The organism is Candidatus Pantoea bituminis (assembly GCF_018842675.1).
GTDB classification, from domain to species: Bacteria; Pseudomonadota; Gammaproteobacteria; order Enterobacterales; family Enterobacteriaceae; genus Pantoea; species Pantoea phytostimulans.
This window is the reverse complement of the sequence record NZ_JAGTWO010000004.1, coordinates 2,075,960-2,100,476: the sequence shown is the minus strand read 5'-3', so window position 1 is coordinate 2,100,476 and position 24,517 is coordinate 2,075,960. Positions and strand designations below refer to the sequence as shown.

Below are 24,517 nucleotides of genomic sequence, written 5' to 3'. Positions count from 1 at the left end.
GCAGGCTGAGACAATCTTGTTTAGTGACCAAGACCTTTACCGGCGTCTTTATTCTCGATTAACTCGATTTTATAGCCATCTGGGTCTTCCACAAAAGCGATGATCGTAGAGCCGCCTTTGACCGGGCCCGCTTCACGGGTGACTTTTCCACCGTCGTTGCGAATACGATCGCACGCTGCAGCGGCATCATCCACGCCCAACGCGATATGGCCATAAGCATTACCCAGATCGTAGCTCTCTACGCCCCAGTTGTAGGTCAATTCAAGCACGGCACCTTCGCTCTCTTCGGTATAACCTACAAACGCCAGCGTATATTTATATTCGGTATTTTCGCTCTGACGCAGTAAACGCATACCCAGCACGCGAGTATAAAAATCAATGGAGCGTTGCAGATCGCCAACGCGAAGCATGGTGTGAAGTAAACGCATAACATCCTCTTTAATCAAAACGTCATCGAATGATGACACAAGCGCTAAGTATAGCGACGAACAGAGTGAAAGAATAATCGCTGCCGCAACAAAACGTTACGACAGCACAGCCACTTACAGCGTGGGATAATCGGTGTAGCCTTCAGCACCGCCGCCGTAGAAGCTTTCTGGGCGCTGAGGATTAAGTGGCGCATCTTGCTGCAGGCGCTCGACCAGATCGGGGTTGGCGATATAATCGCGACCAAACGCCACGGCATCAATCAGGCCACGCGCAATCAGGTCATCCGCTTTTTCTACCGTATAGGCACCGGCACCAATGATGACGCCAGGGAACAGCTTCCGCACTTTCTCACGGAACGCGTCGGTGTACGGCGTGCCGCCAGCCCAGTCAGGCTCAGACATATGCAGATAAGCAATGTTACGCTTCGCCAATTCACCGATATACCACAGTGCAGCTTCTTCTTCGTCTGGACCGTTATCCAGATTCTGGAAGCTACCAATGGGAGAAACACGAATACCTATGCGATCGGCTGACCAGTTTGCAATCACAGCATCAACAACTTCCAGCGCAAAACGGCCACGCTTCTCAATGCTGCCGCCATATTCATCGGTACGCGGGTTTGAACCTGGCGCAAGGAACTGATGAATCAGATACCCGTGTGCTGAGTGAAGCTCAAGCAAATCGAAATCGGCTTCACGCGCGTTTGACGCCGATTGACCAAAATCTTTTACGATCTGCTGGATTTCCGCCACGCTTAATTCGCGCGGTGTCGAGGTATCTTCACGATAAACGCTGCCATCAGCAGCGCGAAGTGAAGTACGCGTACCTGCAGGAATAGCCGCTGGCGCTACCGGTGCGTTGCCTTCTGGCTGCACGCTGTGATGCGAAATACGTCCGGTATGCCAAAGTTGTACAGCACTGTGACCGCCCGCTTCATGAATACCGTTATTGATCTCTTTCCATGCCGCAATTTGTGGCTGGGTGTGCAATCCCGGCGCGCCGGCATAGCCCTTAGCCTGGAAAGAGATCTGCGTGGCTTCGGTGATAATCAAGCCTGCGCTGGCACGTTGACGATAATATTCGCCCATCAGTGGCGTCGGTATATCGCCTGGCTCAATGCTGCGCAAACGGGTCAGCGGCGCCATGAAAACACGGTTTGGAACGGTGATTGCACCGACTTTTAGCGGACGAAACAGCTGGGTACTCGCCATGTAAACTCCTTATTAGTAGACCGGTCATCTATTAAGTGGCATTTTAAAAAACAAAATTGTCTTTTTAAAATCTCAAAAGTGCCATTTTAAAATCAATGCGCATTTAGCCACTGTTCGATGGTACTGAGTGCGAGATGCATAGGTTGCACCTCACGGGAAATCTTGCTTTGTAAACTTGCGCCCAACCATAAAAGGTAGAGTAATTCGGCCATTTGCGCAGGCTGTTGCGGCAAGTTGACCGCTTCCTGCTGCTGCGCGGTCTGCAAAGTTTGAGCATAAACAGCAATGATTTTACTGGCGCCGAGTTGCAAAGCCTCTCGCATCGGTTCAGAGAGATCACACACTTCGGCTGAAAGCTTAACGCCTAAACAACCCACAATATGACCTTCTTCACGAAACAAACGCTCTGCGCGACGAAAATGGTTAAGCAATCGTTCTCGGGCACTTCCGGTTTCTTGCTGCAACTGATACTCAACATCTTGCAAATAGCGTGCAAAGTAACGTTCCAGCAAGACAACACCAAACACTTCCTTTGATCGGAAGTGATAATAGAAAGAGCCTTTCGGTACTTCTGCTAGCGTCAGCAGTTCGCTCAATCCCATGCCGGTAAAACCGCGTTGCAGACAAAGCTGCTCGCCTGTAACCAGCAAATGTTCTCGGGTATCGTTGCGTTGTCGCGTTATGTTCATGTCGGCCAGACTATTAGACCAGTTGGTCTATTGCAATGCCAAATTGCGCTTTCGGCACATACTGTTTAGTTTGTAGGGAGAGCAATAGCGCAAATTACGCCCGTTTATTGGGGTTTCTTGCTTAAAAACACTACGCTCTTTTTAGACCTCATATTTTTTATTCGGAGATGCGGTGGCGGAGCAACTTGAATTTTTTCCCGTTCCCAGCCCTTGTCGCGGCATTTGTCAGACGGATGCGCGCGGCTTTTGTGTGGGATGTTTGCGCAGCCGTGATGAGCGGTTTAACTGGATGCGCTTCAGCGATGGACAAAAGCGTGAAGTATTGCGCTTATGTCAGCAACGCCGTATACGCATGCTGCGCCAGAAGAAAATAGACGAGCCGCTTGATCCTGAACAACCTTCATTGTTCTGACGCGTTCCCCGTTTCCGTTATACTCCCTTACACGCCTTCAGCCCTTTCAATACAGGATGTTCACGATGTTAGAACCGCAATTGATCGCACCGCACGGACCCACTTTTTCGCCGCTAATTATGGGCTATTGGCGCCTGATGGAATGGGACATGACGCCGCAGCAGCGGGTGGCCTTTATAGAACACCATCTTGCGTTAGGCATTACCACTGTTGATCACGCCGATATATACGGTGAATATCGCTGTGAGGCTGCCTTCGGTGAAGCGATGAAACTGGCGCCAGCATTACGCAAACAGATGCAGATCGTCACTAAATGCGGTATCGCCACGCGCGCTAAGCCAGAGCACCACATTGGTCACTACAATACTGACAAATCCCACATCCTGAGCAGCGCTGAAAAATCACTCAGCCATTTAGCGACCGATTATTTAGATCTGTTATTGATTCACCGTCCCGATCCGTTAATGGATGCAGATGAAGTCGCTGAAGCGTTCATTGCGCTGCATCAGAGCGGTAAGGTGCTGCATTTTGGCGTCTCCAACTTTACACCTACACAGCTCACGCTATTGCAAACGCGCTTGCCTTTCTCTTTAGTGACAAACCAATTAGAAATATCGCCGGTTCAGCAAAGTGTGTTACTGGATGGATCGTTGGATCAATGCCAACAACATCGCATTCGCCCAATGGCCTGGTCATGTTTGGGGGTGGACTTTTATTCAGCGATCCACATTATCAACCGCTGCGTGATGAACTCGAAACGGTGCGGCAGGAGATAGGTGCGTCAAGTCTGGAACAGGTGGTGTATGCCTGGGTGATGATGCTGCCCAGCAAGCCATTGCCCATCATTGGTTCGGGTAAAACACAACGCGTTAGCGAAGCTGCAGGTGCTGTGCAATTGAAGATGAATCGCCAGCAATGGTTCCGCATTCGTAAAGCGGCGCTGGGTTACGACGTGCCCTAAAGCGTAAAATTGCGTCAAACTTGAGCAAGATAACGCATCTAAGGCCAGGCTTATGGAACCCTGGAATGTAAAAGGAGTAACAATGAAAACGATAGCGTTATTGGCAATATTAACGTGTGGCGCAGCACAAGCGGCTTCAGAGCAGGTCACCCTCCATCAGGTTACGGCTGAAGGCATCGGTAAAACGGTTGGTACAGTGACAATCGAAGAAACGCAGTATGGTTTACAGTTCACCCCTAAATTACAGGGATTAACACCCGGTATTCATGGTTTCCATGTTCATGCTAAAGGAGCTGTGAACCGGGGCCTTCTGAAGGCAAAACGGTAGCGGCCGGTGCAGCGGGTGGGCATTTGGATCCCGCCAACACAGGTAAACACCTCGGCCCATACGGTGAAGGCCATTTAGGCGATTTACCGGCTGTTTATGTTGATGATAAAGGCATGGCCAATTATCCGGTGCTGGCACCGCGGATCAAATCGCTCAGCGAGGTCAAAGGTAAAGCATTGATGGTACATGTAGGCGGTGACAATCATGCTGACCATCCTAAGCCTTTGGGCGGCGGCGGGGCACGTTATGCCTGCGGCGTAATCTGACTTTACGGGCGGCTAGCCTTTGCCGCCTGCTTTCCTCTACGTTGTTTACTCTTTAGCGCTATCATCATAAACAGTTCCCCCTATGATATTGATTCAAGTAAGAAAGGTTGATGAGCTAAGGAGCAGGTGAATGAAACAATCGGGCGCATTATTATTGTGTCTGCTGCTAGTGGGATGCGATCAACCTAATGACACGCAGTTGGTGACCGAAACTGGGCGGCAACTTCAACGCACCATCGATACTAATCCGATGCGCGGTGTCTGCGAAAATATTGCTAAAGGCCGTGAGTGGCTGAGCAAAAACACCGTGCGCAAGCTGGAAGCCAAAGGCTGTCAGGATGTGTTGCGCAGCGCCACTGAAACCAATTTCACTGATACCACCATCACGCACCGCGCCATGACCATGGTGTGCGGCGGAATTGAAGGCAAAAGCTTTACCGGTACCGCTATTATCAGGCGCTTTATCTTTTCACCTGATGAGAAAGCGCTGGTGATTCAGCCGATGGCGGAAGTGGACAAAACGCGTTTCGAAGGGCACAAAACGTTGCAGCAATTGCAGGATGAATTTAGCCGCCAACAGCAGCAATATTGCCGGTAATTAATCAGGTACAGCCTGTTTAAGTTGTGCCAAAGAACAGCGTAAACGCCAGAGAATTCCCGCTAATGTATTGGCCTCACTGTTTTCTTCCGTCAGTAGCTTATCAATAGTCGTGGCCAGTTCATCCAGCGTATTGTCGAGCGAGCCATGCCGCACACCATGGCTGCTGATAATTTGCTGTAAATTATGCAGACTGCCCTCGCGTATTTGCCCAAGCGAGGGTGATGAAGGCTGCCAGTCACGTAATTGCCAGACGATGTGCGAACAGTTAAGCAAAACCACGCCCCAGCGCAGTAACCAGACGCGCGCCTGCTCATCACGACTGTTACTCAGTTGGCTGATGTGGTGATAAATTTGTGACTCAAACCGATCTTCGCTTAAGCGCGGCCGCCGTCGTAGCTGATCGAGAAACGCCACGCGTAGCGCACGAATATGACGGCGACTGCGCCGTGCATCCGAACTCGGTCGTAAAATCTGAAACGCCAACCATGCCAGTAATACACCACAGACTTTCGCAATGTTGTCATTGAAGAAGTCTGCGTAATCCCAACTGGGTGGATTGGTCACAGCAATAAACGATCCCATAAAGACAATAAATTGCCCCCACATGCCTGCCCGCTGTTTTTGTTGCAGCTTAAAGAGTTGCAAAGTGATCAGGAGCGGAAACAGCAACAGCAGAAATTGCCACAGCTGATTGATCTGCACCATAAAGCCAAACTTCATCACAAAGCTGAACACGAACAGCCACAGCAGCGTTTTCAGTAACAAGCTCACGCTGCCACTGGGCGAAGGGGCGGAAGAGTAGAGCACACAGGCGATGGCCGTTAAGGTCAAGGCAGACGCGCCAGATGACCATTGGGTGTTAATCCAGAAAGCACAGCCTAATACGATGACGCTAAAGGTGCGAAGCGCGCTCCAGCCCGCCTCAGCGCTGTCGCTTTCACGGGCCAGCGAAGCCACGCGCGGCGGCTGAAAACGGGTGTCAGCATCGGCGTGTTCAAGTAAGCGGATCCAACGCGAAACGTTTAAGTACATCCAGCAGAAGTAGCGCAGGCGCTGGCAGAATGCGCGCTGACGATAATCACCGTCTGCGGCGGGGGTGATAGTGCGCAGTATTTGTGCCAGACGATATTTATTGCAGTGCGGCGTGGCCAACTCTTCTGTGAGTTGCTGCATAGCAGCGTAAAGCGCTGCGGGAGCGTCCGGCCAGTTCAATAACATACGGCGTAAACTTGAGAGCACGCTGGTCAGGCGCAATTGCTGATGCAGTACATAGTTCAGTACATTGTTCTGCCGTCGATAGCGGTAATGACTCCAGAAGGCCTGAATGCGCAATAAATTCATGGTCAGGATCTGGCTAATGACGTTTTCATGTGCCGTTCGCACATTATCGGCATCATTCTGCTGTAGCAGCAGGATGGCATGATCCAGCAAACGCGCGTGCATCTGTTTCAGCGAATTCATAAGGGCATCGCCGTCGGAGGTGCTGGGTAACACCATCATCATAAATCCGGCACATAAAATGCCTGAAATCACTTCACAGACCCGCGCCTGCGTAATAGTCCAGAGATCAGACACATCGGTAATATCAACGCTGCTAAAGGCAATAATTGCAGCGGTATAGCCCGCCAGCGAAAAAGCGTAGGCGACGTTATTTTGATAGTGATTGGCGATCCAGGTACAAAAAGCCAGCCAACCCGCAATAGCAAAGGTAAAAAGCCAGGGTTCGTTCAGTGTATGACCCGCAATCAGCAGTGCAGCTGTTGCACCAAGCAAGCTGCCAACAATACGCCCAAGACTTTTACTGATCGCACCGCCGACGGTAGGAAAGCTAATCACAGCAGCTGAAGTCATTGCCCAGTAAGGCTCATCCAGCTCCAGTCCATACGCAATGCTCAACGCCATACACATTGCCAGCGCATTTCGTAACGCATAGCGCCACTGATTCGCGTTAGCTTTTATCCAGGGCAATTGATCCCAGGCGAGCCACTGAAAGTTCATGGCTGAATGTTGATTGTGCAGGTTGTACCTGCAACTAATGGAACGTTATCGGGAATCGCGGCGAGGCGAATACGCACCGGTACGCGCTGCGCAAGCCGTACCCACGGCACGTTGGGTTTGATATCAGGAACCAGCTGGCTATCCGTATCAATACTTTGATCATAAATGGCGCGACCAATGCTTTCGACTTCGCCTTGCAAGCGTGCGCCATTGCTGTACAGCACAATTTGCGCCGCTGCGCCGGGACGAATATGACGCAGTTTGGTCTCTTCAAAATAGCCCATTACGTAGTAAGAGTGGCTGTCGACCAGCGCAAACAGCGGCGTTCCGGCAGTGGCGTAATTCCCTGGACGCAAAGTGAGGTTACTGATCCAGCCGTCGGTTGGCGCGGTAACGGTGGTTTGCTGGAGGTTCCAGCGCGCTTGATCCAACGCCGCCTGCGCAGCTTTGGCACTTGCCGCCATGGCATTGGCGCTCAAACGATAGGCATCTAAATCTTCGGCAGAAATCACGTTGCGCGGCAGGCTGGCACGGCGATTAGCTTCATGTTGCGCTTTAGCGAGATCGGCCTGCGCTTTGTTTAACTGCGCCTCCGCATTATGCAGCGCGATTTCCCATGGCACGGTATCGAGAGTGAGCAGTTGCTGGCCTTTATGCACGAACTGGTTGTCTTTCACCGCGAGGCTCACAATGCGTCCTGAAACCTGCGGTGTAATATCCACCAGCTCAGCGCGCACTTTGCCATCTCGTGTCCACGGTGACTGCATGTAGTAATTCCAAATCCACCAACCTGCCAGCAGGGCTAAGGTGAAGACAATCAGGGTTGAGAAATACTTTACCGCATTGAATTTCATATAATTATCCGTGACCAATAATCCAAAGTGCAGCGGTAACGCACAGCACAAACAGCGAGAGATCGAATAAAGTGGGATGCCAAACATCGCCCGAATAAACCCAACCGCGTATCAAGGGATGGATGAGCAACCAAAAAAGAAGCCAAGTAGCACCGCTTTAAAGAGGAGGAAAGAAGAGTGAAGCACCAAAAACCAGTCAGTAAGCGGTTTGGCGCCAGCAAAATGAGATGTGGGCACGTTCATCATCCTTTGTAAACCCAGGTGTCTGTCTCAAAAAGCGTAGATGAGAGGCAGCGACTTGGCCTGAGATTTGTAATTTGTCCTTTAACCTCGCAAAATAGTGTAAAATCTGGCTTGATAGCTAGCAAGCTAATTATAAGGAGATGAAATGGATACGCCCCTCGGAACGGATTTATCTCGCCTGGTGCGCATCTGGCGCGCGTTGATTGATCAGCGTTTAAAACCGCTTGAGCTGACCCAAACTCACTGGGTGACGTTGCACAATATTCATCAACTGCCGCCAGAGCAGTCGCAAATTCAATTAGCCAAAGCCATTGGTATCGAACAGCCATCGCTGGTTCGTACGCTTGATCAGCTTGAAGAAAAAGGGCTCATTACCCGTTCGACGTGCGCCAATGACCGCCGTGCCAAACGCATTAAACTGACACGTCAGGCTGAGCCGATTATCGAAAAAGTTGAAAATGTGATCGATGCAACCCGCGACGATATTCTTGCAGGAATCAGTCGCGATGAGATTACGCAGATGGTAACGCTGATCACCCGACTCGAAAAAAACATTCTGGAACTGCAGAATCGCGAGAAATAATGCGGAAAGTCGTATGAGGAGTCACGCGAGCAGTAAAAAAACCGACGCCCGGCGTCGGTTTTTTTATGCATTGTTTAGCGAGGTGAAACAGTAATCTGGCTGCCATTCGACGCCATTACGACGCGTTGACCCACTGAGTAGCGCGTGGCGGCTTGTTTTTGCACCACCATGATGGTGTTGCCGTCATCTTTGCGAATTTCAAGCTCAACGCCGTCGGCTTTGTTAACCGCACCTTGCACGCCTTGACCCGCTACGCCGCCTAATACCGCACCACCGGCTGTTGCCAGGCTGCGACCCGTGCCGCCGCCGATGGTATTGCCCAGGAAACCGCCCAGCACAGCACCCCGATCGCACCAATTACGTTATTCTCATCGCCACCCTGAATCTTAACCGGGCGGACAGAAACCAAGGTGCCGTAAGAAACGCTCTGGACCTGTTTAGCTTCATTTGCGCTATAGGTATCACCTGACAAGGTATCTGTATTGCTACAACCTGCCAGCATCACACCGGTCAAAGCGACCACAATTACACGCTTAATCATTTAAAAACTCCTTTAATCGAGAATGCGCCACGTTTATCGCGATATCCTGAAAACAGTATAAGCACAAACCTGGCAAATTAATCTTAGTCCGAAAAAAACGCGGTTGGCGGAAGCATAGACTACGAGGCGTCAACAATAATTCAATCGATGACAAAATAGTGTTGCCCTAAGGTATTTGCTGCTGTGTCACGGTAGAAAGAATCATTTAATCATAGAATTAGCCAGCAGAATTTGTCAGGCTACTCACATCAGCAATGAACTTCCCGGCGGAAGTAAGGAATGACAATGAAATCAGGACGTTATATTGGCGTAATGTCCGGCACCAGTCTGGATGGTGTCGATGTCGTGCTGGCAGCGATTGATGAAAATATGGTTGCACAACAGGCGAGCTACTGCCATCCAATACCGCAGGCATTGCGTCATGAGGTTTTGGCGATTTGCCAGGGACAAACATTAACACTGTCGCAGTTGGGCCAATTAGATGCACGTCTGGGCAAGCTGTTTGCTGAAGCGGTCTTGACCTTAATGCAGCGTGAATCGCTGGAAGCCAGCGATGTGGTCGCTATTGGCTGCCATGGGCAAACGGTTTGGCATGAGCCGCTAAGCGCAGCACCCAATACCTTACAAATTGGTGACAATAATCAGATTGTCGCGGCAACCGGCGTTACCGTGGTGGGCGATTTTCGTCGGCGTGATATGGCGTTAGGTGGACAAGGCGCGCCGCTGGTACCCGCCTTTCATCAGGCGCTGTTAATGGATGCCACTGAACGTCGCATGGTGCTGAACATTGGCGGTATCGCCAATCTCTCTTTACTGATCCCTGGCCAGCCGGTGCGTGGTTTTGATACCGGGCCAGGCAATATGCTGCTGGATGCCTGGATTTGGCGCAATCAGGGCAAGCCTTACGATAAAGATGCACACTGGGCCCGAAGCGGTACGCTGATTTCTGCGCTGCTGGAGAATTTACTGCGCGAACCCTGGCTGGCTTTACCGCCGCCCAAAAGCACCGGGCGTGAATATTTTAATTTAGGTTGGCTGGAGCAGCATCTGCGTGCCTTTCCTGGTGTGGCCCCTCAAGATGTTCAGGCAACACTCACTGAATTCACGGCATTAACTATCGCACAGCAGGTTCAACTCAATGATGGCTGCGATCGGTTAATGGTGTGTGGTGGCGGTAGCCGAAATCCATTGTTGATGGCGCGTCTTGCGGCACATCTTCCCGGAACCGAAGTCACCACCACCGATGCAGCAGGCATCAGCGGTGATGATATGGAAGCGCTGGCTTTTGCCTGGCTGGCTTTTCGCACGATGTCAGGCATGCCGGGCAACCTGCCTGCCGTAACGGGGCGCGTGAAAAGAGCATTTTGGGTGCGATCTATCCCGCAAACCCTCTCTATCGGCGTTGAGTTTTAGCATCATGTAAACGCGCAGGCAGACGAGTTTATTCCAAAGAATCGCATTATCTGGCGCTGCGGGCGATCTTAAAACGTTGACTGTTTTCAGATGGCTCGCTTACTGCAGATAACGAAGCCCATTAAACTTTATCGGGCGTTCCTTCCGCAAACCGCCATTATTCCGCGTCTCCCACTCTGATTGAACACATCCTCCAGATAAATTACTAAATCCTTGTTCTTTCTCAGTGTATCCAAAAGGGTGTTCTATAGTTAATCGCGTGATAAGCGATAACTACAGGAGAAATGCGCAATGTCGAAAGAGAAAGACAATAAAGAGATGAGCCACCGCGCGCCGTCAACCGGGCCGGAATCTGCTAAACCAGGGTTAGGTTCACTGGCACCTAAAGATGCTTCACATCAACCTTCTTCACATCCTACACCGCCAGGGAAAGAGCCTACGGCGCCCGGGAGTCTTAAGGCGCCTGATACGCACAATGCTAAGCTTGACCAGTTAGCTGCTAACCGAAAAAACGGTGAAAATGCCGCCCTAACTACCAATCAGGGCCTACGAATTTCAGATGACCAGAATTCCTTGCGCGCCGGTACACGCGGCCCGACGCTGCTTGAAGATTTCATTTTACGTGAAAAAATTACGCATTTTGACCATGAACGTATCCCGGAGCGTATCGTCCATGCCCGTGGCTCAGCAGCGCACGGCTATTTTCAGCCTTACCGCTCACTAAAAGATCTCACTAAAGCTGATTTCCTCGACGATCCCGACAAGATTACGCCGGTTTTTGTTCGTTTCTCTACCGTTCAAGGCGGCGCAGGATCGGCCGATACCGTGCGCGATATCCGCGGCTTCGCCACGAAATTTTATACTGAAGAGGGCGTTTTTGATTTAGTCGGTAACAACACGCCGGTTTTCTTTATCCAGGATGCTCACAAATTTCCAGACTTTGTCCATGCGGTAAAACCAGAGCCGCACAATGAAATTCCGCAAGGGCAGAGTGCACATGACACCTTCTGGGATTATGTTTCGCTGCAACCCGAAACGCTGCACAACGTCATCTGGGCGATGTCTGACCGTGGTATTCCGCGCAGCTACCGCACAATGGAAGGCTTTGGTATCCACACTTTCCGGCTGATTAATGCCGAAGGCAAAGCGACCTTTGTGCGTTTTCACTGGAAGCCGGTAGCGGGTAAAGCATCACTGCTGTGGGATGAATCACAGAAGCTCACTGGCCGCGATCCTGATTTCCATCGCCGCGATCTCTGGGAAGCGATTGAAGCGGGTGATTTCCCAGAATATGAGTTGGGGCTACAGCTGATTCCAGAAGAAGATGAGTTTAAGTTTGATTTCGACCTTCTTGATGCCACCAAGCTGATCCCCGAAGCGCTGGTTCCCGTTCAGCTGGTGGGTAAAATGGTGCTGAACCGTAACCCAGACAATTTCTTTGCTGAAACTGAACAGGTTGCATTCCACCCCGGTCATATTGTTCCCGGTCTCGACTTCACGAACGATCCGCTGTTGCAGGGCCGTCTTTTCTCCTATACCGATACGCAAATTAGCCGACTTGGTGGACCCAACTTCCACGAGATTCCGATTAATCGCCCCGTTTGCCCTTACCATAATTTCCAGCGTCAGGGCATGCATCGCATGGAGATCGACACCAATCCTGCCAACTATGAACCTAACTCCATTAATGACAACTGGCCGCGCGAAACGCCACCGGCAGCGAAAGGGGCGGTTTTGAGAGTTATCAGGAACGCGTGGAAGGTCATAAGGTCCGCGAGCGCAGCGCGTCGTTCGGTGAATATTATTCTCAGCCGCGTTTGTTCTGGCAAAGCCAGACGCCTGTTGAGCAGCAGCATATTATCGGTGCCTATTCTTTCGAGCTGAGTAAGGTGGCTCGCCCTTATATTCGTGAACGTGTACTCGATCATCTGCTGCGTATAGATATAAAGCTCGCGCAGGGCGTGGCGGAAAATCTTGGTATTGCGCTGACGGAAGAGCAGTTGAATACGGCGCCGCCAAAAGAGGTGAATGGCTTGACCAAAGACAGTAGCCTCAGCCTTTACGCCACGCCAGGCGGCAGTATCAAAGGCCGCCAGGTCGCGCTGCTGCTGAGTGATGGGGTAAAATCTGCCGATGTATTAACGATTCTGCAGGCACTGAAAGCGCAGGGTGTACATGCAAAACTGCTGGCTTCGCACATGGGTCAGGTTCGTGCAGATGATGGTTCGGTGCTGCCTGTCGACGCAACGTTCAACGGCTTGCCTTCGCTCACCTTTGACGCTGTTATCGTCCCAGACGGCAACATTGACGCGCTGCTGCTCAGCGGTGATGCGCGTTACTTCCTGCTGGAAGCGTATAAGCACTTAAAAGTGGTCGGTTTAAGTGGCGATGCCCGTCGTTTCAAAGCGCAGTTTGGTTTGGGCGATGCTGACGTTGAAGAGGGAATCATCGAAGACAGCAAAGCCGAAGATGCGTTCATGAATGAATTCCTTTCTGCGATGGCATCACATCGCGTTTGGTCACGCAGTCAGAAAGCACTCTCCGTCCCGGCTTAATTGTTTACAGGGGCGTTTTCGCCCCTGTTTGCTTCTCTGCCAGCCGCTGCCGCCAGATTTCCCCTGCCTTTCCAGGTAAACTCGATTAATACCTTATCAGGGCACTTTTTATGGCCGTCTCGCGCTTAAAGGGCCGACATTACCCGCGTGAAGAAAAAATAAAGTGGTTTTCTGTTTCGCTAATCAAGTAGACGTGAGTGGCTTCGCCGCTTGAGGAAACAAATGTTATATCCTGGCCAATGCTCATTGAACTGAACGCCTCCACTGGTTGGGATTGTTTCTGTATTTCAAGCACTATCCGCGAGGGGAAGGATTTATCATTCACCGTGTCAATGTGATAATTTCCTGTAAATTCAATGTCAGGGTTATCCAGTATGTAAAATTGTCCTAGCGGCATAACAATATCCTCTTTGAAATAAGCGAGTTACCAAATTATTAAAAATTAATTGTGCAGGGTATATAACATAATAATATAGCACACGATTATATTACTGGATAAATGAAGGACTTAGCTGAAAAGGGCGATCGCATTTGCGGGTTAATTGCCGCTTGCGCTTGCTTCAATAAATAAGCGCATTATTATCAGTGCTATTAACCTAGGGATAATATCTCTAGCCATCATTTTTATCCAGTGCGCAGGGCAGCTTTATGAGAAGCCCGGTTTCCCGGGCTTTTTAAGTCGATGGCGTACAGAAAATAACGCTTTTAGCATTAAACAGACTTAGCCTTATTTCCGCTATTTTTTCTTAGTCGCAAGGCTATATTCTTTATACGCCTGCTCCATCATCTTGCGTAAAGCCTTACCTATAGCGGCATACTCATATTCATTGAGGTTTGCCAGCGAAATGCGTCCTGCGGGTTTTTGCGTGCCGAATCCTCTGCCTGGCAGCATGACGATGCCGGTTTGCTCTGCAATCTTGAACAGCAGATCGGTTGGGTTAAGCGTTTTATTGACCCATTGGGCAAACTCGTCACCGTAAACCTGACGCGAGATCGCCTCAAGATCCAGCAACGTGTAATAATCTACCGCTTCCTCATTATCGATATGGGAAATACCCAACTCTCGGTATAGCACCGCCTGACGCCGACGAATAATTTCGGACACGGCAGATTTGTAGCCATTTTCGCCATCCATCAATGCAAACAGACTGAATAACACCATCTGCACCTGTTGTGGGGTAGATAAGCCAGCGGTATGGTTCAGCGCCACGCTGCGACTGTCAGCGACCACGCGGTCAAGGAAACGGAGTGCAGCCACATCCGGCGTCAGTGAAACATAGCGTTCGTCTAACCGTTTTTTCTCATCCGCACTGAGTTTGCTGATTTTATCATCAAGAATATTTTGTTGATGCGTGGCAATCACGCCCAGTCGCCAGCCGGTTGCGCCAAAATATTTTGAAAACGAATAGACCAGAATTGTGTTTTGCGGACAGGTAGCAAACAGAGATTTAAAGTTATGTGCAAAGGTGCCGTAGACATCATCAGTAAGGATGATCAGATCGGGCCGTTTCTCTACGATACTGCTCATCTTTTCTAAGCTGCGCGCGTCCATTTTCACCGACGCGGGATTGCTGGGATTGACGCAGAAAAAATCTTCACGTCGGGATCCAATAGCTTATCGAGTTCTTCATCCGGGTATTGCCAGTTTTCTTCAGGAGAGGCGTTGATCATCACACTCTCCAGCTGGTAATCCTCAAGCTGTGGAATTTCGATATAAGGCGTAAAGATAGGCGCACCCATCGCCACCTTATCTCCCGCTTTAACAAGCCCGTTGGTTCGCAGCGTATTGAACAAATAGGTCATGGCTGCGGTGCCACCTTCCACAGCGAACAGATCAACATCTTCAGCAGAAATAAGCCCGCCTATCATCTCCTTAACGATATATTCACGGGTCACTTTTTCGCTGAGTCTTAGCATTCGCGGCGGAACCGGATAATTTGCGCCAAGAATACCTTCCACCATCTCATGTAGAAAGTCTGAAGCTGAAAGACCTAACTGATCGCGAACGTAGCTGACAGCGCGTGAGAGAAAGGCGACACCAGGATGCTCATGCTCACGTGACAAATAGGCGTCAAAGCGCGCCTCAATGCCTTCAAGACGCGGCAGGCCACCAATGCCATGAGGCAGATAAGAGTAAGAAAGCTCCGCCTCTTCGGTTGCAAACAGCCCGAGTCGCCAAAAGGCACGCCGAGGCAGAGTGGCAAGGAAATTAGGATTGCCCCGGCCCGCATTGAGCATTAGGCGGTCGGATTTGCTTGAGGCCAGCTCAATCAGCGCGTCCTTGAGTTCAAAGGGGCTAAGTGATGCATATTTCTCGTAAGGATTGGACATGATAATACTCTCCTGAAGGAAGCATTTACGTACAGGGAAAGGTCAGACCAGCGCAACAATAAGCGGGCCCAGCAACGTGAGAAACACGTTTGCCAATCCATAGGTCACCGCAAACGGCGCGGTAGGAATGGAGTTGCCCGCCTTATCAAGGATTTCACCAAAGGCAGGGTTCGCGCTGCGCGTACCGGAGAGCGCGCCGGCAAAAACAGCAGTGTTGTCGTAATGCAGAAGGTAGCGGCCAATGAGCAGGGTGATCATCAAAGGCACCACTGTCACCACAATGCCGATTAAAAAAATTGAAATGCCGTTAGTCATCACGGTCTGCACGGCCTGCAGGCCCGATTGCAACCCCACTACAGCAACAAATCCTGCCAGACCGAGATCACGCAGTAAGCCTGAAGCGGGAAGCGGCATATTACCGATAAGCGGTTTGCGGGCCTGATACCAGCCAAACAGCAGGCCTGAAAGTAATGCACCGCCGCCGCTGCCCAGCGTGAGCGGCACCGCCCCGATGCGCAGCACCAACAAGCCCAAAATCAAACCAAAAGAGAGTCCCAAACCATGAAACATAAGATCGGTCTTGGGACTTTTAATAAGCACCGGACCGGCTAACGTCGCGGCACGTTGAATATCCTGTTCGCTGCCGTACAGCGTCACAACGTCATTATGCTGAATGACGGTGTCTTCTTTTACCGGAACCAGGGTTTCCCCGCGCTTAAGTGCTGCCACATAAATGCCGTGTCGAACTTCGCCGGAGATTTGATGGCGAAGCTCACCAATGCGTTTTCCCACTAGCGAGGGATTTGTCAGCAGGGTATCCGTAGTTTGCATGGTCATCTCTGGCCCTTCATCCGCAGCCAGTTCTTTTCCGAAGGAAGGGGCGAGAGAAATAATGCCTTTACGGCGACCCACTAACAGCAACACATCGGTCTCGTTCAACCGCATTTCAGGTGTGACAGCAATCACCTTATCGTTGCGTTTTAAACGCTCTAACGTGACGGGAAAAAGGGGATCTGCGCTGGCCTCAATTTCTGCAATGGTCTTGCCTCCAGCCGGCCCAGCGAGAAATACCCGTCCGACTAATTCGGGCAGCGCTGGCTCCTGACCGGGTGCAAGCACCGTGGTTCCCTGCATCAGTTCAAGTTCTGCCTTGAGGGCATCTTCACGTATGGAACGACCCATGATCCTTGGCAGGATGTTCACGCAGATGATGATGGCGCCCAACGATCCAAATATGTATGTCACCGCATAGCCAACAGCGACATTACCCTGCATTTGTTGCAGCTGTGTTGGATCAAGACCCAGTTTGGCTATCGCCGCACTGGCCGTGCCGATGATGGCCGATTGGGTAAGTGCACCCGCAGCAATACCTGCCGCGATGCCTTTATCCAACGCAAACACTTTGGCCATCGCCACTATGGTAACCAATGACGAGATAACCAGAATCAGCGCCAGAGCAATTTCCCGAATCGTCCGTCGCCCTAATGAGGAGAAGAATTTAGGACCGCTTTCAAAACCTACCGCATAGATAAAAACGGCAAACAGGACATTTTTAATGCCACTGTCGATGGTGACTCCAACCTGGCTAATCAACACGGCAACCAGCAGCGCACCGGCCACGCCGCCCAGCTGAAAAGCGCCCAGTTTGAACTTACCAATCCATGTGCCGATAGCGAGCGAAAGAAACAGGGCGAGTTCCGGCGACAGACGAAATACTTCATGAAGCAAGTTCATAGAAGGGTATCCTGCAATACGGTTCATGGGGTTCTACAGGCAATGCTATGCCTGAAGAAAATATATTCATTAAAGGGTTTCATTATTAATAACACCCTAAACAGGGTAGCTGCATCTGTTAGCATTACAAATAAAATTCGCTCTGTTAGATTAATATTTTTTATTTCAGCTTGATGTGGAAATTGCAGGGCGTTCTATTATGATTTCTAAAACAGACTGATTTTAACAAGGGTGAACCTATAATTTTATTCGGCGATATACGTCCTGTTAGTTATGTTCAGGGCCAGATTTTATTGCTGTTTTTCAATTATTTTGGAATGACGGTCACAGTTCGAACCCCATAAATGAGACTGCCTGAGGTATCACTTGATGGGATTAACCTGACAAAAATAAAGGCGAAAAGGGCACGGCTGAATTAACGCTTGCCAGTAGGTTTATATAAATTTCAATGTCATTGATATTATGTTTAAGTTACTTTTTTCTTTAAGTTTCAATAACATTTGTATTTTATTTGTAATAAAACCGTCATCAAAGAGTGGGTTTAAAAAGTATAATTAAAATACTACTTATCAATTTAGTTACAAACTATTACGTTAAGAATATTTATACCCATTAAAAATTATTCGGTTATAAAGTAATGCATAAATGCTGATCTAACTGTTGCTTGTTTTTTTGACTGGATCGAAATTTATTGTGTTTTTAACATCAGTGCCTGCGTTAATGCGTAATGCAGCTATCAGTATAAAAAGCATCTTTTTATTTCTCGGCGTTAGCGCTATCAGGCGCTAAACATAACCTTTCACCTGGCGTAAATGAGGCGTTCTATGTCTATTGATCCTAATCAAACTATATCAAATGATTTGTCGAACTTTGTTGGTACACATTTTGTTTATACTTATGATAATGGCTGGAAATATGAATGGTATGCGCGCAATGACAACACTTGTGATTATCGAATTCACCAAGGCTTGGTAGGTGGCAGGTGGGTAACTAACCAAAAAATGCATGCTGTACAGTTTGCACCGGGTATTTTTAAAGCTGACTGGCACGAACCCACAGGCACATGCGTGAGTCTGCTGTTTGACCTGAACAGGAAGATTGTGCATGGCACGATATTCTTTCCGCAATGGATAGCCGGAGAAGGGCAACATCCCGAAAAAACCATCTGCTATCAGAATGAGTTCATTGATGATATGCATCGTTTTAGAGATGAAGGACCGGCTTACCCCTATGTGATCATTCCTGAATTTGCTCAGGTAACCTATATGAAAAATGAAGGGGCTGATAATGACGACGTCATTAATATGGCGCCCGGTCAGCTGCCGGAAGACTTTTTTGAAGGAAAGTAAGCTGACTCTCTCCTTGTCTAAATGATAATTATTATCATAAACTGACTTCATACAAAATGAAGGATTCGCTATGAAGTCATCCTCTACTGAAATCATCTCCTCTGATTGTTGTATCGTCGGCGCTGGCCCGGCAGGTTTGATGCTTGGCTACCTGCTTGCCCGCGCAGGCTTGCGCGTTGTGGTGATCGAAAAACATCCCGATTTCCTGCGCGACTTTCGCGGCGACACCATTCACCCCTCTACGTTGCAAATCATGCATCACCTTGGGTTACTTGAAGCGTTGCTTAAGTTACCTCATCAACGCGCGGAAAAACTTCAGGCAGAAGTGGCGGGGCAAGAAGTCACCATGGCTGACTTTTCACGTCTGCCGGTAAAGTGCCGCTTTATTGCTTTTATGCCACAGTGGGATTTCCTGAATTTTCTGGCAGAGAAAAGTGCCCAATTCCCCAGCTTTACTTTGCTTAAATCGACCCGGTTTGATGACTTCCTGTATGAAAAAGAGGCGGTTTGCGGGGTAAAGGCCTCAGCAGAACATCGGCTGTTCGCTATTCGTGCACGCGTAGTAATTGGCGCCGATGGACGTCGTTCAGCGGTCAGAGAAAAACCGGTCTGACAAGCCGGGTATTCGGTGCATCACGCGATGTCATTTGGTTTAGCTTGCGTAAACAGCAGGGCGATCCGAAATGGGAAATGGGACACAAAGGCCCGCGTCAAAATTTCATCATCATCGATCGCGGCGATAACTGGCAATGCGGCTATACCATTCCGAAAGACCATTTCACTGCATTGAAATCGGCGGGTCTGCCCGCGTTAAAAAGAGCATTGCGTCGGTCGCCCCTTTTTCCGAAACGCGTATGAATGAACTCGTTGAGTGGGATCAGCTCAAGCTGCTTTCTATCCGCATTGACCGGCTTGATAAATGGATGAAGCCCGGCGTGCTTTGCATCGGCGATGCGGCACATGCGATGTCGCCCATTGGTGGTGTCGGTGTCAATCTGGCCATTCAGGATGCCGTTGCGACGGCCAACGCGTTAACCGCGCCGTTGCTAAAGGGCGAAGTGCAACTGCGCGATCTGGAGAAAGTACAGAAGCGGCGGCAGTTCCCTACGGTTGCTACCCAATTTCTGCAGATAAAAATGAGCAGCAACAAGGGAAAATCCACGGGTAAAAGCAAGATGCCCACCCTGATTCGCCGCCTTCCTTTTCTGCGCTTCGTTTTCGGCCGGCTGATTGGGTTGGGATTCAGAACGGAAAAGCCGCAAAACTTTCGATAAAACAGGGCTGACAGGGCATGTACACCTCTTTTTAGCTCGCTGCATATACCCTTTCATGTAGAGGGTTGGAGCAGGCTGAATCGTTTAACCTTTTTTGCGCATAAAGCGTTTTTTCAATGAAATCCTGACGACAGTGGATCTATAATTCTTTTGACTTGGGTGAAATACGAATCGTCTTGATTCAGATGTAAATGTTAGTAAGGAATTGCGGAGCCTGTGATACAGTTTCGCGCATAAACTAATAGAAGTGGATGCTATTTTCTTCCTCTATTTTTGGCGTTAATTTTTTGTGTTTTTCGCCCGCAGTCGATGGAGGCTTCAGTGCAAAGTAATCAAAGTGGCTACGAAGAAAGACGTCTCAAAGCGGTTAAAGCGCTTATGTCACCTGATGAAAGCAGGGATCTGGTGCTGGAAGAGTTTGTTCATCTGGCCGGACAAGTGCTAGGCATTTCAGGAAGTTTCATTTCCATCATTGATGATGACAACCAATATATTAAAGCTGCACGCAATTTTGCGCTTAAACAGTCAACCCGAGAAGATTCTCTTTGTCGTCATGTGATAGAGGGAGAGGGGCAACTTGTCATTCATGACACGCTGCTCGATGCTCGCTTTTCGGCGCATCCTTTTGTCGAAGGTGAACCGCATATTCGATTTTATGCGGGCGTTTCACTGATGAATAATGAAGGTTCCGCGTTGGGAACGCTTTGCGTCACAGATGTGCAACCTCACGAATTCAGTGAAGCCAAACTCACCACGCTAAAATTAATGGCAAATCTGGTGATGTCATTTCTGGATGCCTGGAGCCATGCCGGTTTCGCAGATTTCATGACGCATTTGCCTAACCGCCAACGGCTGATCAGAGATATTCAGCAACTTGTGGTCAATCAGCCTCATCATACCTTTAGATTGATATTGATCGATTGCATCGATATTCCGCGCTCTTATGAACTCGCACGCACGGTAGGCATTGCTCCGGTTGAGAAATTGCTCCGGCAGATGGCCTCGTTGGTGGCCGATCGACTTCACTTACAAGCGGGGAAAAAGCTTTATTCGTTTGCTCCAGGTCGCTTTGCGATCATTCAGGAGAGTGAAGGGGCTTTGAACGCGGAAAAAGTTAGCCAGCTCCTGCAAGGTATGAATGCGGAATTGGCCGAAAATATTGCGATTGAACTGGAGGTTTATACCGGAGAAACGGTGTTTACTCCCGCTGAGATGTGTGCCAATGAGATACTACGTCAGGCAGTGAGTGCGCTGCATGAAGCCATTGGACAAGACATTAGCGCGATGTCTTTCGATGAATCTTATGACACACGCCACACCGATGATTTTCTTATCATGAATGATCTCGCCGTGGCGCTGAAAAAGGACGAGGGCCTGTATGTTGCTTATCAGCCGAAGGTTTGCCTGAAGACCGGCAAAACAGTGGGACTCGAAGCCTTGATTCGCTGGAATCATCCTGAAAGAGGGGAATTATTCCCGGCAGATTTTATTCCATTAGCGAAAAAACCAACCTACTCTCTGATCTCACCGAGTGGATTATTAGTCGGGTCATTGATCAATTAAAAAATGGAACGTCGAGTATACGCTGATTCCCGTATCGATTAACGTCAGTGAAAAAGACTTCTCTAAAGCTGATTTTGCCAGCACGCTAGCAGCAAAAATAGATGCAGCGGAACTGCCGAGAACGCTCATTGGTATTGAATGTCTGGAAAATGAGCTGATCACTGAAAGCGATGTCGCTATTAAAGGGTTGGAATCGCTCAAATCCTACGGCTTTATTATTTCACTGGATGACTTTGGTACCGGTTATAGCAATATCAGTTATCTTCAGGATATTCCGTTGGATGTCATTAAAATTGATATGTCATTAATTACACGTCTGGGAAATGATGCTCCATCCAACATTATTGTCAAAAGCATTATTCGCATGTTAAAAGAGCTGGACTATACGGTATTAGCCGAAGGGGTCGAGACAGAAGCGACTTTGCGCCTGCTTAAAGAGTATGGTTGCGACCAAATTCAGGGCTACTTCTTTTCGAAACCGCTGCCAGCCAGCGATATGGAACATTGGCTCTATCAAAAAAGAGCCTAATGGCTACGCGCACGGGTTAGTACCCGTGCGCGTAGAATCGTATCAGCCATTCACCGCATTACAGACAGGCTTTGAGAAGTGACAGACGATCGCTCTGCACGGAATCACCCATTTCAAAGGTTTTATAGAATTTCACTTCAGACCCTTTTCCTCTTGAATAGATATCAGCAAACATCGAATCTTCCCAGGTATACACGCTGATTACCTGCTCTGTTTTTTCGATATGAGATGTCTCATCTTTAGCAATAACGGCAGTTGTTGACCAGGCATTATAAATACACTCGCTTAATTGCTGTGAAGATCTATTGCTATGCATCTGGAAAGCAGCAGGCTTATTTCTTGCGTCATCAGGTGTAACCTGACAACCGGTGAGTAAAAGTGAAATGACCAGAAAAGGAATTCGGAGCTGGATCATAGTAAACCTCTAGCGATCGCTGAATTACCTATTTAATTTTGCTGTCATTTCACCGCATATTCATCTGGCAGGTGAAGGCAGCACATATCCATCTTTAATGCTTTGCCTGAGGATTGATGCTCAATGCATTTTCAATGCAAAAAAGAACAGCGTAATTATTAGGATGGTTATCCACCGTCTGTTAAAAATCTTCACATTAAACATATTGAAAATAATATTAATGCGTCATTTTAAAAAAAGATTCTCATCGAATACGCTAATAACGAAAGGGCAACGGTTTTCATAATCTTCCAACCAATTATAACCTGAGTGTTAACGGTCAACGGGTAATCTGCATTATTTGCTAGGTAGGTCACAGAGCAAAAAGCGTTGAGCGCATTTATCGCTTTATCGGTTGGGTTTATTAACGGTAAAACTGCCATGACGCGCACGGCAGTTTCAGAAAAAGGATCAACGTTGTTCACCGCCAAGCACGTCGCGGATGCGTTTGGCAATCACACCAACATGGGTTTCAAGCGCAAAATGTCCGGTATCCAGCAGCTCAACCACCGCATTGGCATTATCACGCTTGTAAGCTTCAGCGCCCGGTGGAATAAAGAAGGGATCGTGCTCCCCCAAATAATCAGCGCAGGTAACTGCGTTTTACGGAAGAAAGCCTGAAAATCGGGATAACGTGACAGATTGTTTGCATAATCCAGAAACAGATCGAGCTGAATTTCCTTGTTGCCGGGACGCTCAAGCCACAAAGCATCCAAATAATACGCTTCCGGCGCGACGCGTTCCGGCTCTGTTACGCCATGCAGATACTGCCAACGCGTGCCTTCCAGGTTCAATATGGCGTCATGAACAACCTGGCGATTCTCCTTACTGGGATTAGCCCAGTAAGCTTGAACCGGTGCCCATGCGTCACCTAACCCTTCCAGATACGCATTACCGTTTTGCGAAACGAAACCCGTTACCCGTTCAGGATAATTAAGGGCAAGCCGCAAGCCCGCAGGTGCACCGTAATCAAAGACATATAACGCATAGCTTTCCAGCCCCAGAACATCAACAAAGTCCGTTAAGGTTTGGCCAAGTGAATCGAAACTGTAGTGATAATGACGTTCTGGAGGAACTTCAGTTAAACCGAAACCGGGCAAATCAGGGGCAATCAGATGAAACTTATCAGCCAGCAAAGGAATCAACTCACGAAACTGGTGAGAGGAGCTTGGAAAACCGTGTAATAGCAGCAGGGTGGGATGAGAAGGTTCACCGGCTTCGCGGTAGAAAACCCGGACGCCATCGGCTTTGGCAAATTGATAGCGCACCGGGAAATGCTGATTCATTGTCATGGCTATATTCCTTAAGGGTAACTGTTAAAAATAGATTTAGTGGTTACGGTGTTCAGTATGCGCGCCCGTTGTAACCAGTCAATTGCTAATTTAAGGGTTACGGAGTTTGCCAAAGCGATTCTTATATAAATTATTTTATAAAAATATTGCTAATCAATGGCATATGCAGATATCGAGACACTATTTTTATTTGTTAAGTCGTTGAGCAGGCTATGCAGTAACTGTTCAAATTGGATTTTATCGGTTACGATGGCGATAGATTTTTACAGTTTTGAGGTGTTCAATGTCTTCTCTTGTTCAAACGCACTCAAGAAGCGGCCCGTGGTATCTCGCGGATCATGCTGCGCTTGATTTCATCAATACAGTGGCGCAGGTCGATGGACAACCGCATGATTTTTTCCAAACAGATGACGATGTTAAAACCTGGTTCACACAAGCTGGGTTGAACGGGCTATCCGACTCAACCGAATATGAATCCGGCGCACTGTTGCAGGAAGCGCGCCAACTGCGCGAAACGATCAGACGTTTGGTATTGCACAAAAAAATGGTGAGCGGCTTCATCCTGAAGAGTTGAACCGTTATTTGGCGGTGGCAAACAGTTATAAAAAGCTTGTCACGGACGAACAGGGTTCGCTGAGAATTACCCGGATTTATGCCAGTCAAACGCCCGCTCAGTGGCTGGAGCCGATGGCGGATCTTGCTGCTTCACTGCTCGCAGAAAAGGATTTCAATTTGGTGCGTGAATGTGAACATCCAGAATGCACGCTTTGGTTTTTTGACCGCACCAAAGCACATCGCCGCCGCTGGTGCAGCATGGCGCTGTGCGGTAACCGAGCAAAAGTCGCTCGGTTCCGTCAGCAGCAAAAATAGATGGCGTCGTTGTTCTGCAACGTATGGCTCGCGATAC

The 24,517-nt window shown here is 49.0% G+C and carries 15 protein-coding genes and 10 pseudogenes; 12 read left to right on the top strand and 13 right to left on the bottom strand.

All coding sequences use genetic code 11. The features are described from left to right. Nucleotides 1-20: 20 nt before the first annotated feature. The 3 genes from gloA to KQP84_RS13590 form a co-directional block, all read right to left on the bottom strand. Nucleotides 21-428 carry a lactoylglutathione lyase gene (gloA, locus tag KQP84_RS13600; RefSeq protein ID WP_215846925.1) on the bottom strand — a complete coding sequence of 136 codons (408 nt, stop codon included), beginning with the start codon at nt 426-428 and terminating at the stop codon, nt 21-23. Between the two features lie 114 nt (nt 429-542). Next, entirely contained in the window at nt 543-1,640 is a 1,098-nt protein-coding gene (locus tag KQP84_RS13595) for an alkene reductase (protein WP_215846924.1), read from the bottom strand. A gap of 92 nt (nt 1,641-1,732) precedes the next feature. Beyond that, nucleotides 1,733-2,329 (bottom strand): TetR/AcrR family transcriptional regulator, encoded by a 597-nt coding sequence (locus KQP84_RS13590; protein WP_215846923.1) that lies wholly within the window; start codon nt 2,327-2,329, stop codon nt 1,733-1,735. Between the two features lie 172 nt (nt 2,330-2,501). Here KQP84_RS13590 and KQP84_RS13585 point away from each other — a divergent pair, with 172 nt between their 5' ends. The 4 genes and pseudogenes from KQP84_RS13585 to KQP84_RS13570 all read left to right on the top strand — a co-directional run bounded on the left by KQP84_RS13585 (nt 2,502) and on the right by KQP84_RS13570 (nt 4,894). Beyond that, nucleotides 2,502-2,741 (top strand): DUF1289 domain-containing protein, encoded by a 240-nt coding sequence (locus KQP84_RS13585; RefSeq protein ID WP_215846922.1) that lies wholly within the window; start codon nt 2,502-2,504, stop codon nt 2,739-2,741. A gap of 65 nt (nt 2,742-2,806) precedes the next feature. After that, nucleotides 2,807-3,702: pseudogene (locus KQP84_RS13580) on the top strand (aldo/keto reductase). Nucleotides 3,703-3,784: 82 nt separating this feature from the next. After that, nucleotides 3,785-4,296 (top strand): annotated as a pseudogene (gene sodC, locus KQP84_RS13575) (superoxide dismutase [Cu-Zn] SodC). A 130-nt stretch (nt 4,297-4,426) separates the two neighbouring features. Then, nucleotides 4,427-4,894: a hypothetical protein gene (locus KQP84_RS13570; protein WP_215846921.1), complete on the top strand. Its 468-nt coding sequence runs from the start codon at nt 4,427-4,429 to the stop codon at nt 4,892-4,894. Here KQP84_RS13570 and KQP84_RS13565 read toward each other — a convergent pair whose 3' ends face one another. From KQP84_RS13565 to KQP84_RS25975, 3 genes and pseudogenes are all read right to left on the bottom strand, one after another. Continuing rightward, complete coding sequence (locus KQP84_RS13565) at nt 4,895-6,895, bottom strand: FUSC family protein (protein WP_215846920.1); 2,001 nt, start codon at nt 6,893-6,895, stop codon at nt 4,895-4,897. Continuing rightward, on the bottom strand, nt 6,892-7,749 hold the full coding sequence (locus tag KQP84_RS13560) for an efflux RND transporter periplasmic adaptor subunit (RefSeq protein ID WP_215846919.1): 858 nt from the start codon (nt 7,747-7,749) through the stop codon (nt 6,892-6,894). The genes KQP84_RS13565 and KQP84_RS13560 overlap by 4 nt, the downstream gene beginning before the upstream one ends. Before the next feature lie 4 nt (nt 7,750-7,753). Further along, nucleotides 7,754-7,992, bottom strand: a pseudogene (locus KQP84_RS25975) (DUF1656 domain-containing protein). A 145-nt stretch (nt 7,993-8,137) separates the two neighbouring features. Between KQP84_RS25975 and slyA the strand changes: the two are divergent. Further along, nucleotides 8,138-8,575 (top strand): transcriptional regulator SlyA, encoded by a 438-nt coding sequence (slyA, locus tag KQP84_RS13550; protein WP_215846918.1) that lies wholly within the window; start codon nt 8,138-8,140, stop codon nt 8,573-8,575. A gap of 74 nt (nt 8,576-8,649) precedes the next feature. Here slyA and KQP84_RS13545 read toward each other — a convergent pair. Next, nucleotides 8,650-9,116 (bottom strand): annotated as a pseudogene (locus KQP84_RS13545) (outer membrane lipoprotein). A 285-nt stretch (nt 9,117-9,401) separates the two neighbouring features. Between KQP84_RS13545 and anmK the strand changes: the two are divergent. Both anmK and katE read left to right on the top strand, forming a co-directional pair. Beyond that, a pseudogene (gene anmK, locus KQP84_RS13540) lies at nt 9,402-10,522 on the top strand (anhydro-N-acetylmuramic acid kinase). A gap of 298 nt (nt 10,523-10,820) precedes the next feature. Continuing rightward, nucleotides 10,821-13,084: pseudogene (gene katE / locus KQP84_RS13535) on the top strand (catalase HPII). 139 nt (nt 13,085-13,223) lie between these two features. Here katE and KQP84_RS13530 read toward each other — a convergent pair. The 3 genes and pseudogenes from KQP84_RS13530 to aspT form a co-directional block, all read right to left on the bottom strand. After that, nucleotides 13,224-13,481, bottom strand: coding sequence for a hypothetical protein (locus KQP84_RS13530; protein ID WP_215846917.1), 258 nt, complete (start codon nt 13,479-13,481; stop codon nt 13,224-13,226). A 339-nt stretch (nt 13,482-13,820) separates the two neighbouring features. Beyond that, nucleotides 13,821-15,415, bottom strand: a pseudogene (locus KQP84_RS25425) (bifunctional aspartate transaminase/aspartate 4-decarboxylase). A gap of 42 nt (nt 15,416-15,457) precedes the next feature. Continuing rightward, nucleotides 15,458-17,149 (bottom strand): aspartate-alanine antiporter, encoded by a 1,692-nt coding sequence (gene aspT / locus KQP84_RS13515; RefSeq protein ID WP_215846914.1) that lies wholly within the window; start codon nt 17,147-17,149, stop codon nt 15,458-15,460. Between the two features lie 824 nt (nt 17,150-17,973). Here aspT and KQP84_RS13510 point away from each other — a divergent pair. The 3 genes and pseudogenes from KQP84_RS13510 (at nt 17,974) to KQP84_RS13500 (ending at nt 21,864) form a co-directional block, all read left to right on the top strand. Then, the gene (locus KQP84_RS13510; protein WP_252515279.1) at nt 17,974-18,498 is read left to right on the top strand and encodes a phenolic acid decarboxylase; all 525 of its coding nucleotides are present in this window, start codon (nt 17,974-17,976) and stop codon (nt 18,496-18,498) included. A 70-nt stretch (nt 18,499-18,568) separates the two neighbouring features. Further along, nucleotides 18,569-19,772 (top strand): annotated as a pseudogene (locus KQP84_RS13505) (FAD-dependent oxidoreductase). A 309-nt stretch (nt 19,773-20,081) separates the two neighbouring features. Then, nucleotides 20,082-21,864 (top strand): annotated as a pseudogene (locus KQP84_RS13500) (sensor domain-containing phosphodiesterase). A 58-nt stretch (nt 21,865-21,922) separates the two neighbouring features. Here KQP84_RS13500 and KQP84_RS13495 read toward each other — a convergent pair. The 3 genes and pseudogenes from KQP84_RS13495 to KQP84_RS13485 all read right to left on the bottom strand — a co-directional run bounded on the left by KQP84_RS13495 (nt 21,923) and on the right by KQP84_RS13485 (nt 23,610). After that, the gene (locus tag KQP84_RS13495) at nt 21,923-22,279 is read right to left on the bottom strand and encodes a hypothetical protein (RefSeq protein WP_215846913.1); all 357 of its coding nucleotides are present in this window, start codon (nt 22,277-22,279) and stop codon (nt 21,923-21,925) included. Between the two features lie 230 nt (nt 22,280-22,509). Next, nucleotides 22,510-22,743: a hypothetical protein gene (locus KQP84_RS13490; RefSeq protein ID WP_215846912.1), complete on the bottom strand. Its 234-nt coding sequence runs from the start codon at nt 22,741-22,743 to the stop codon at nt 22,510-22,512. After that, a pseudogene (locus tag KQP84_RS13485) lies at nt 22,730-23,610 on the bottom strand (alpha/beta fold hydrolase). The gene KQP84_RS13490 and the pseudogene KQP84_RS13485 overlap by 14 nt, the downstream one beginning before the upstream one ends. Nucleotides 23,611-23,893: 283 nt before the next feature. Between KQP84_RS13485 and KQP84_RS25970 the strand changes: the two are divergent. After that, nucleotides 23,894-24,184, top strand: a complete 291-nt coding sequence (locus tag KQP84_RS25970; protein WP_309140153.1) for an ABATE domain-containing protein — start codon at nt 23,894-23,896, stop codon at nt 24,182-24,184. Then, nucleotides 24,181-24,480, top strand: a complete 300-nt coding sequence (locus KQP84_RS25965; RefSeq protein ID WP_309140152.1) for a CGNR zinc finger domain-containing protein — start codon at nt 24,181-24,183, stop codon at nt 24,478-24,480. Before KQP84_RS25970 ends, KQP84_RS25965 begins: the two co-directional genes overlap by 4 nt. Nucleotides 24,481-24,517 lie beyond the last annotated feature (37 nt).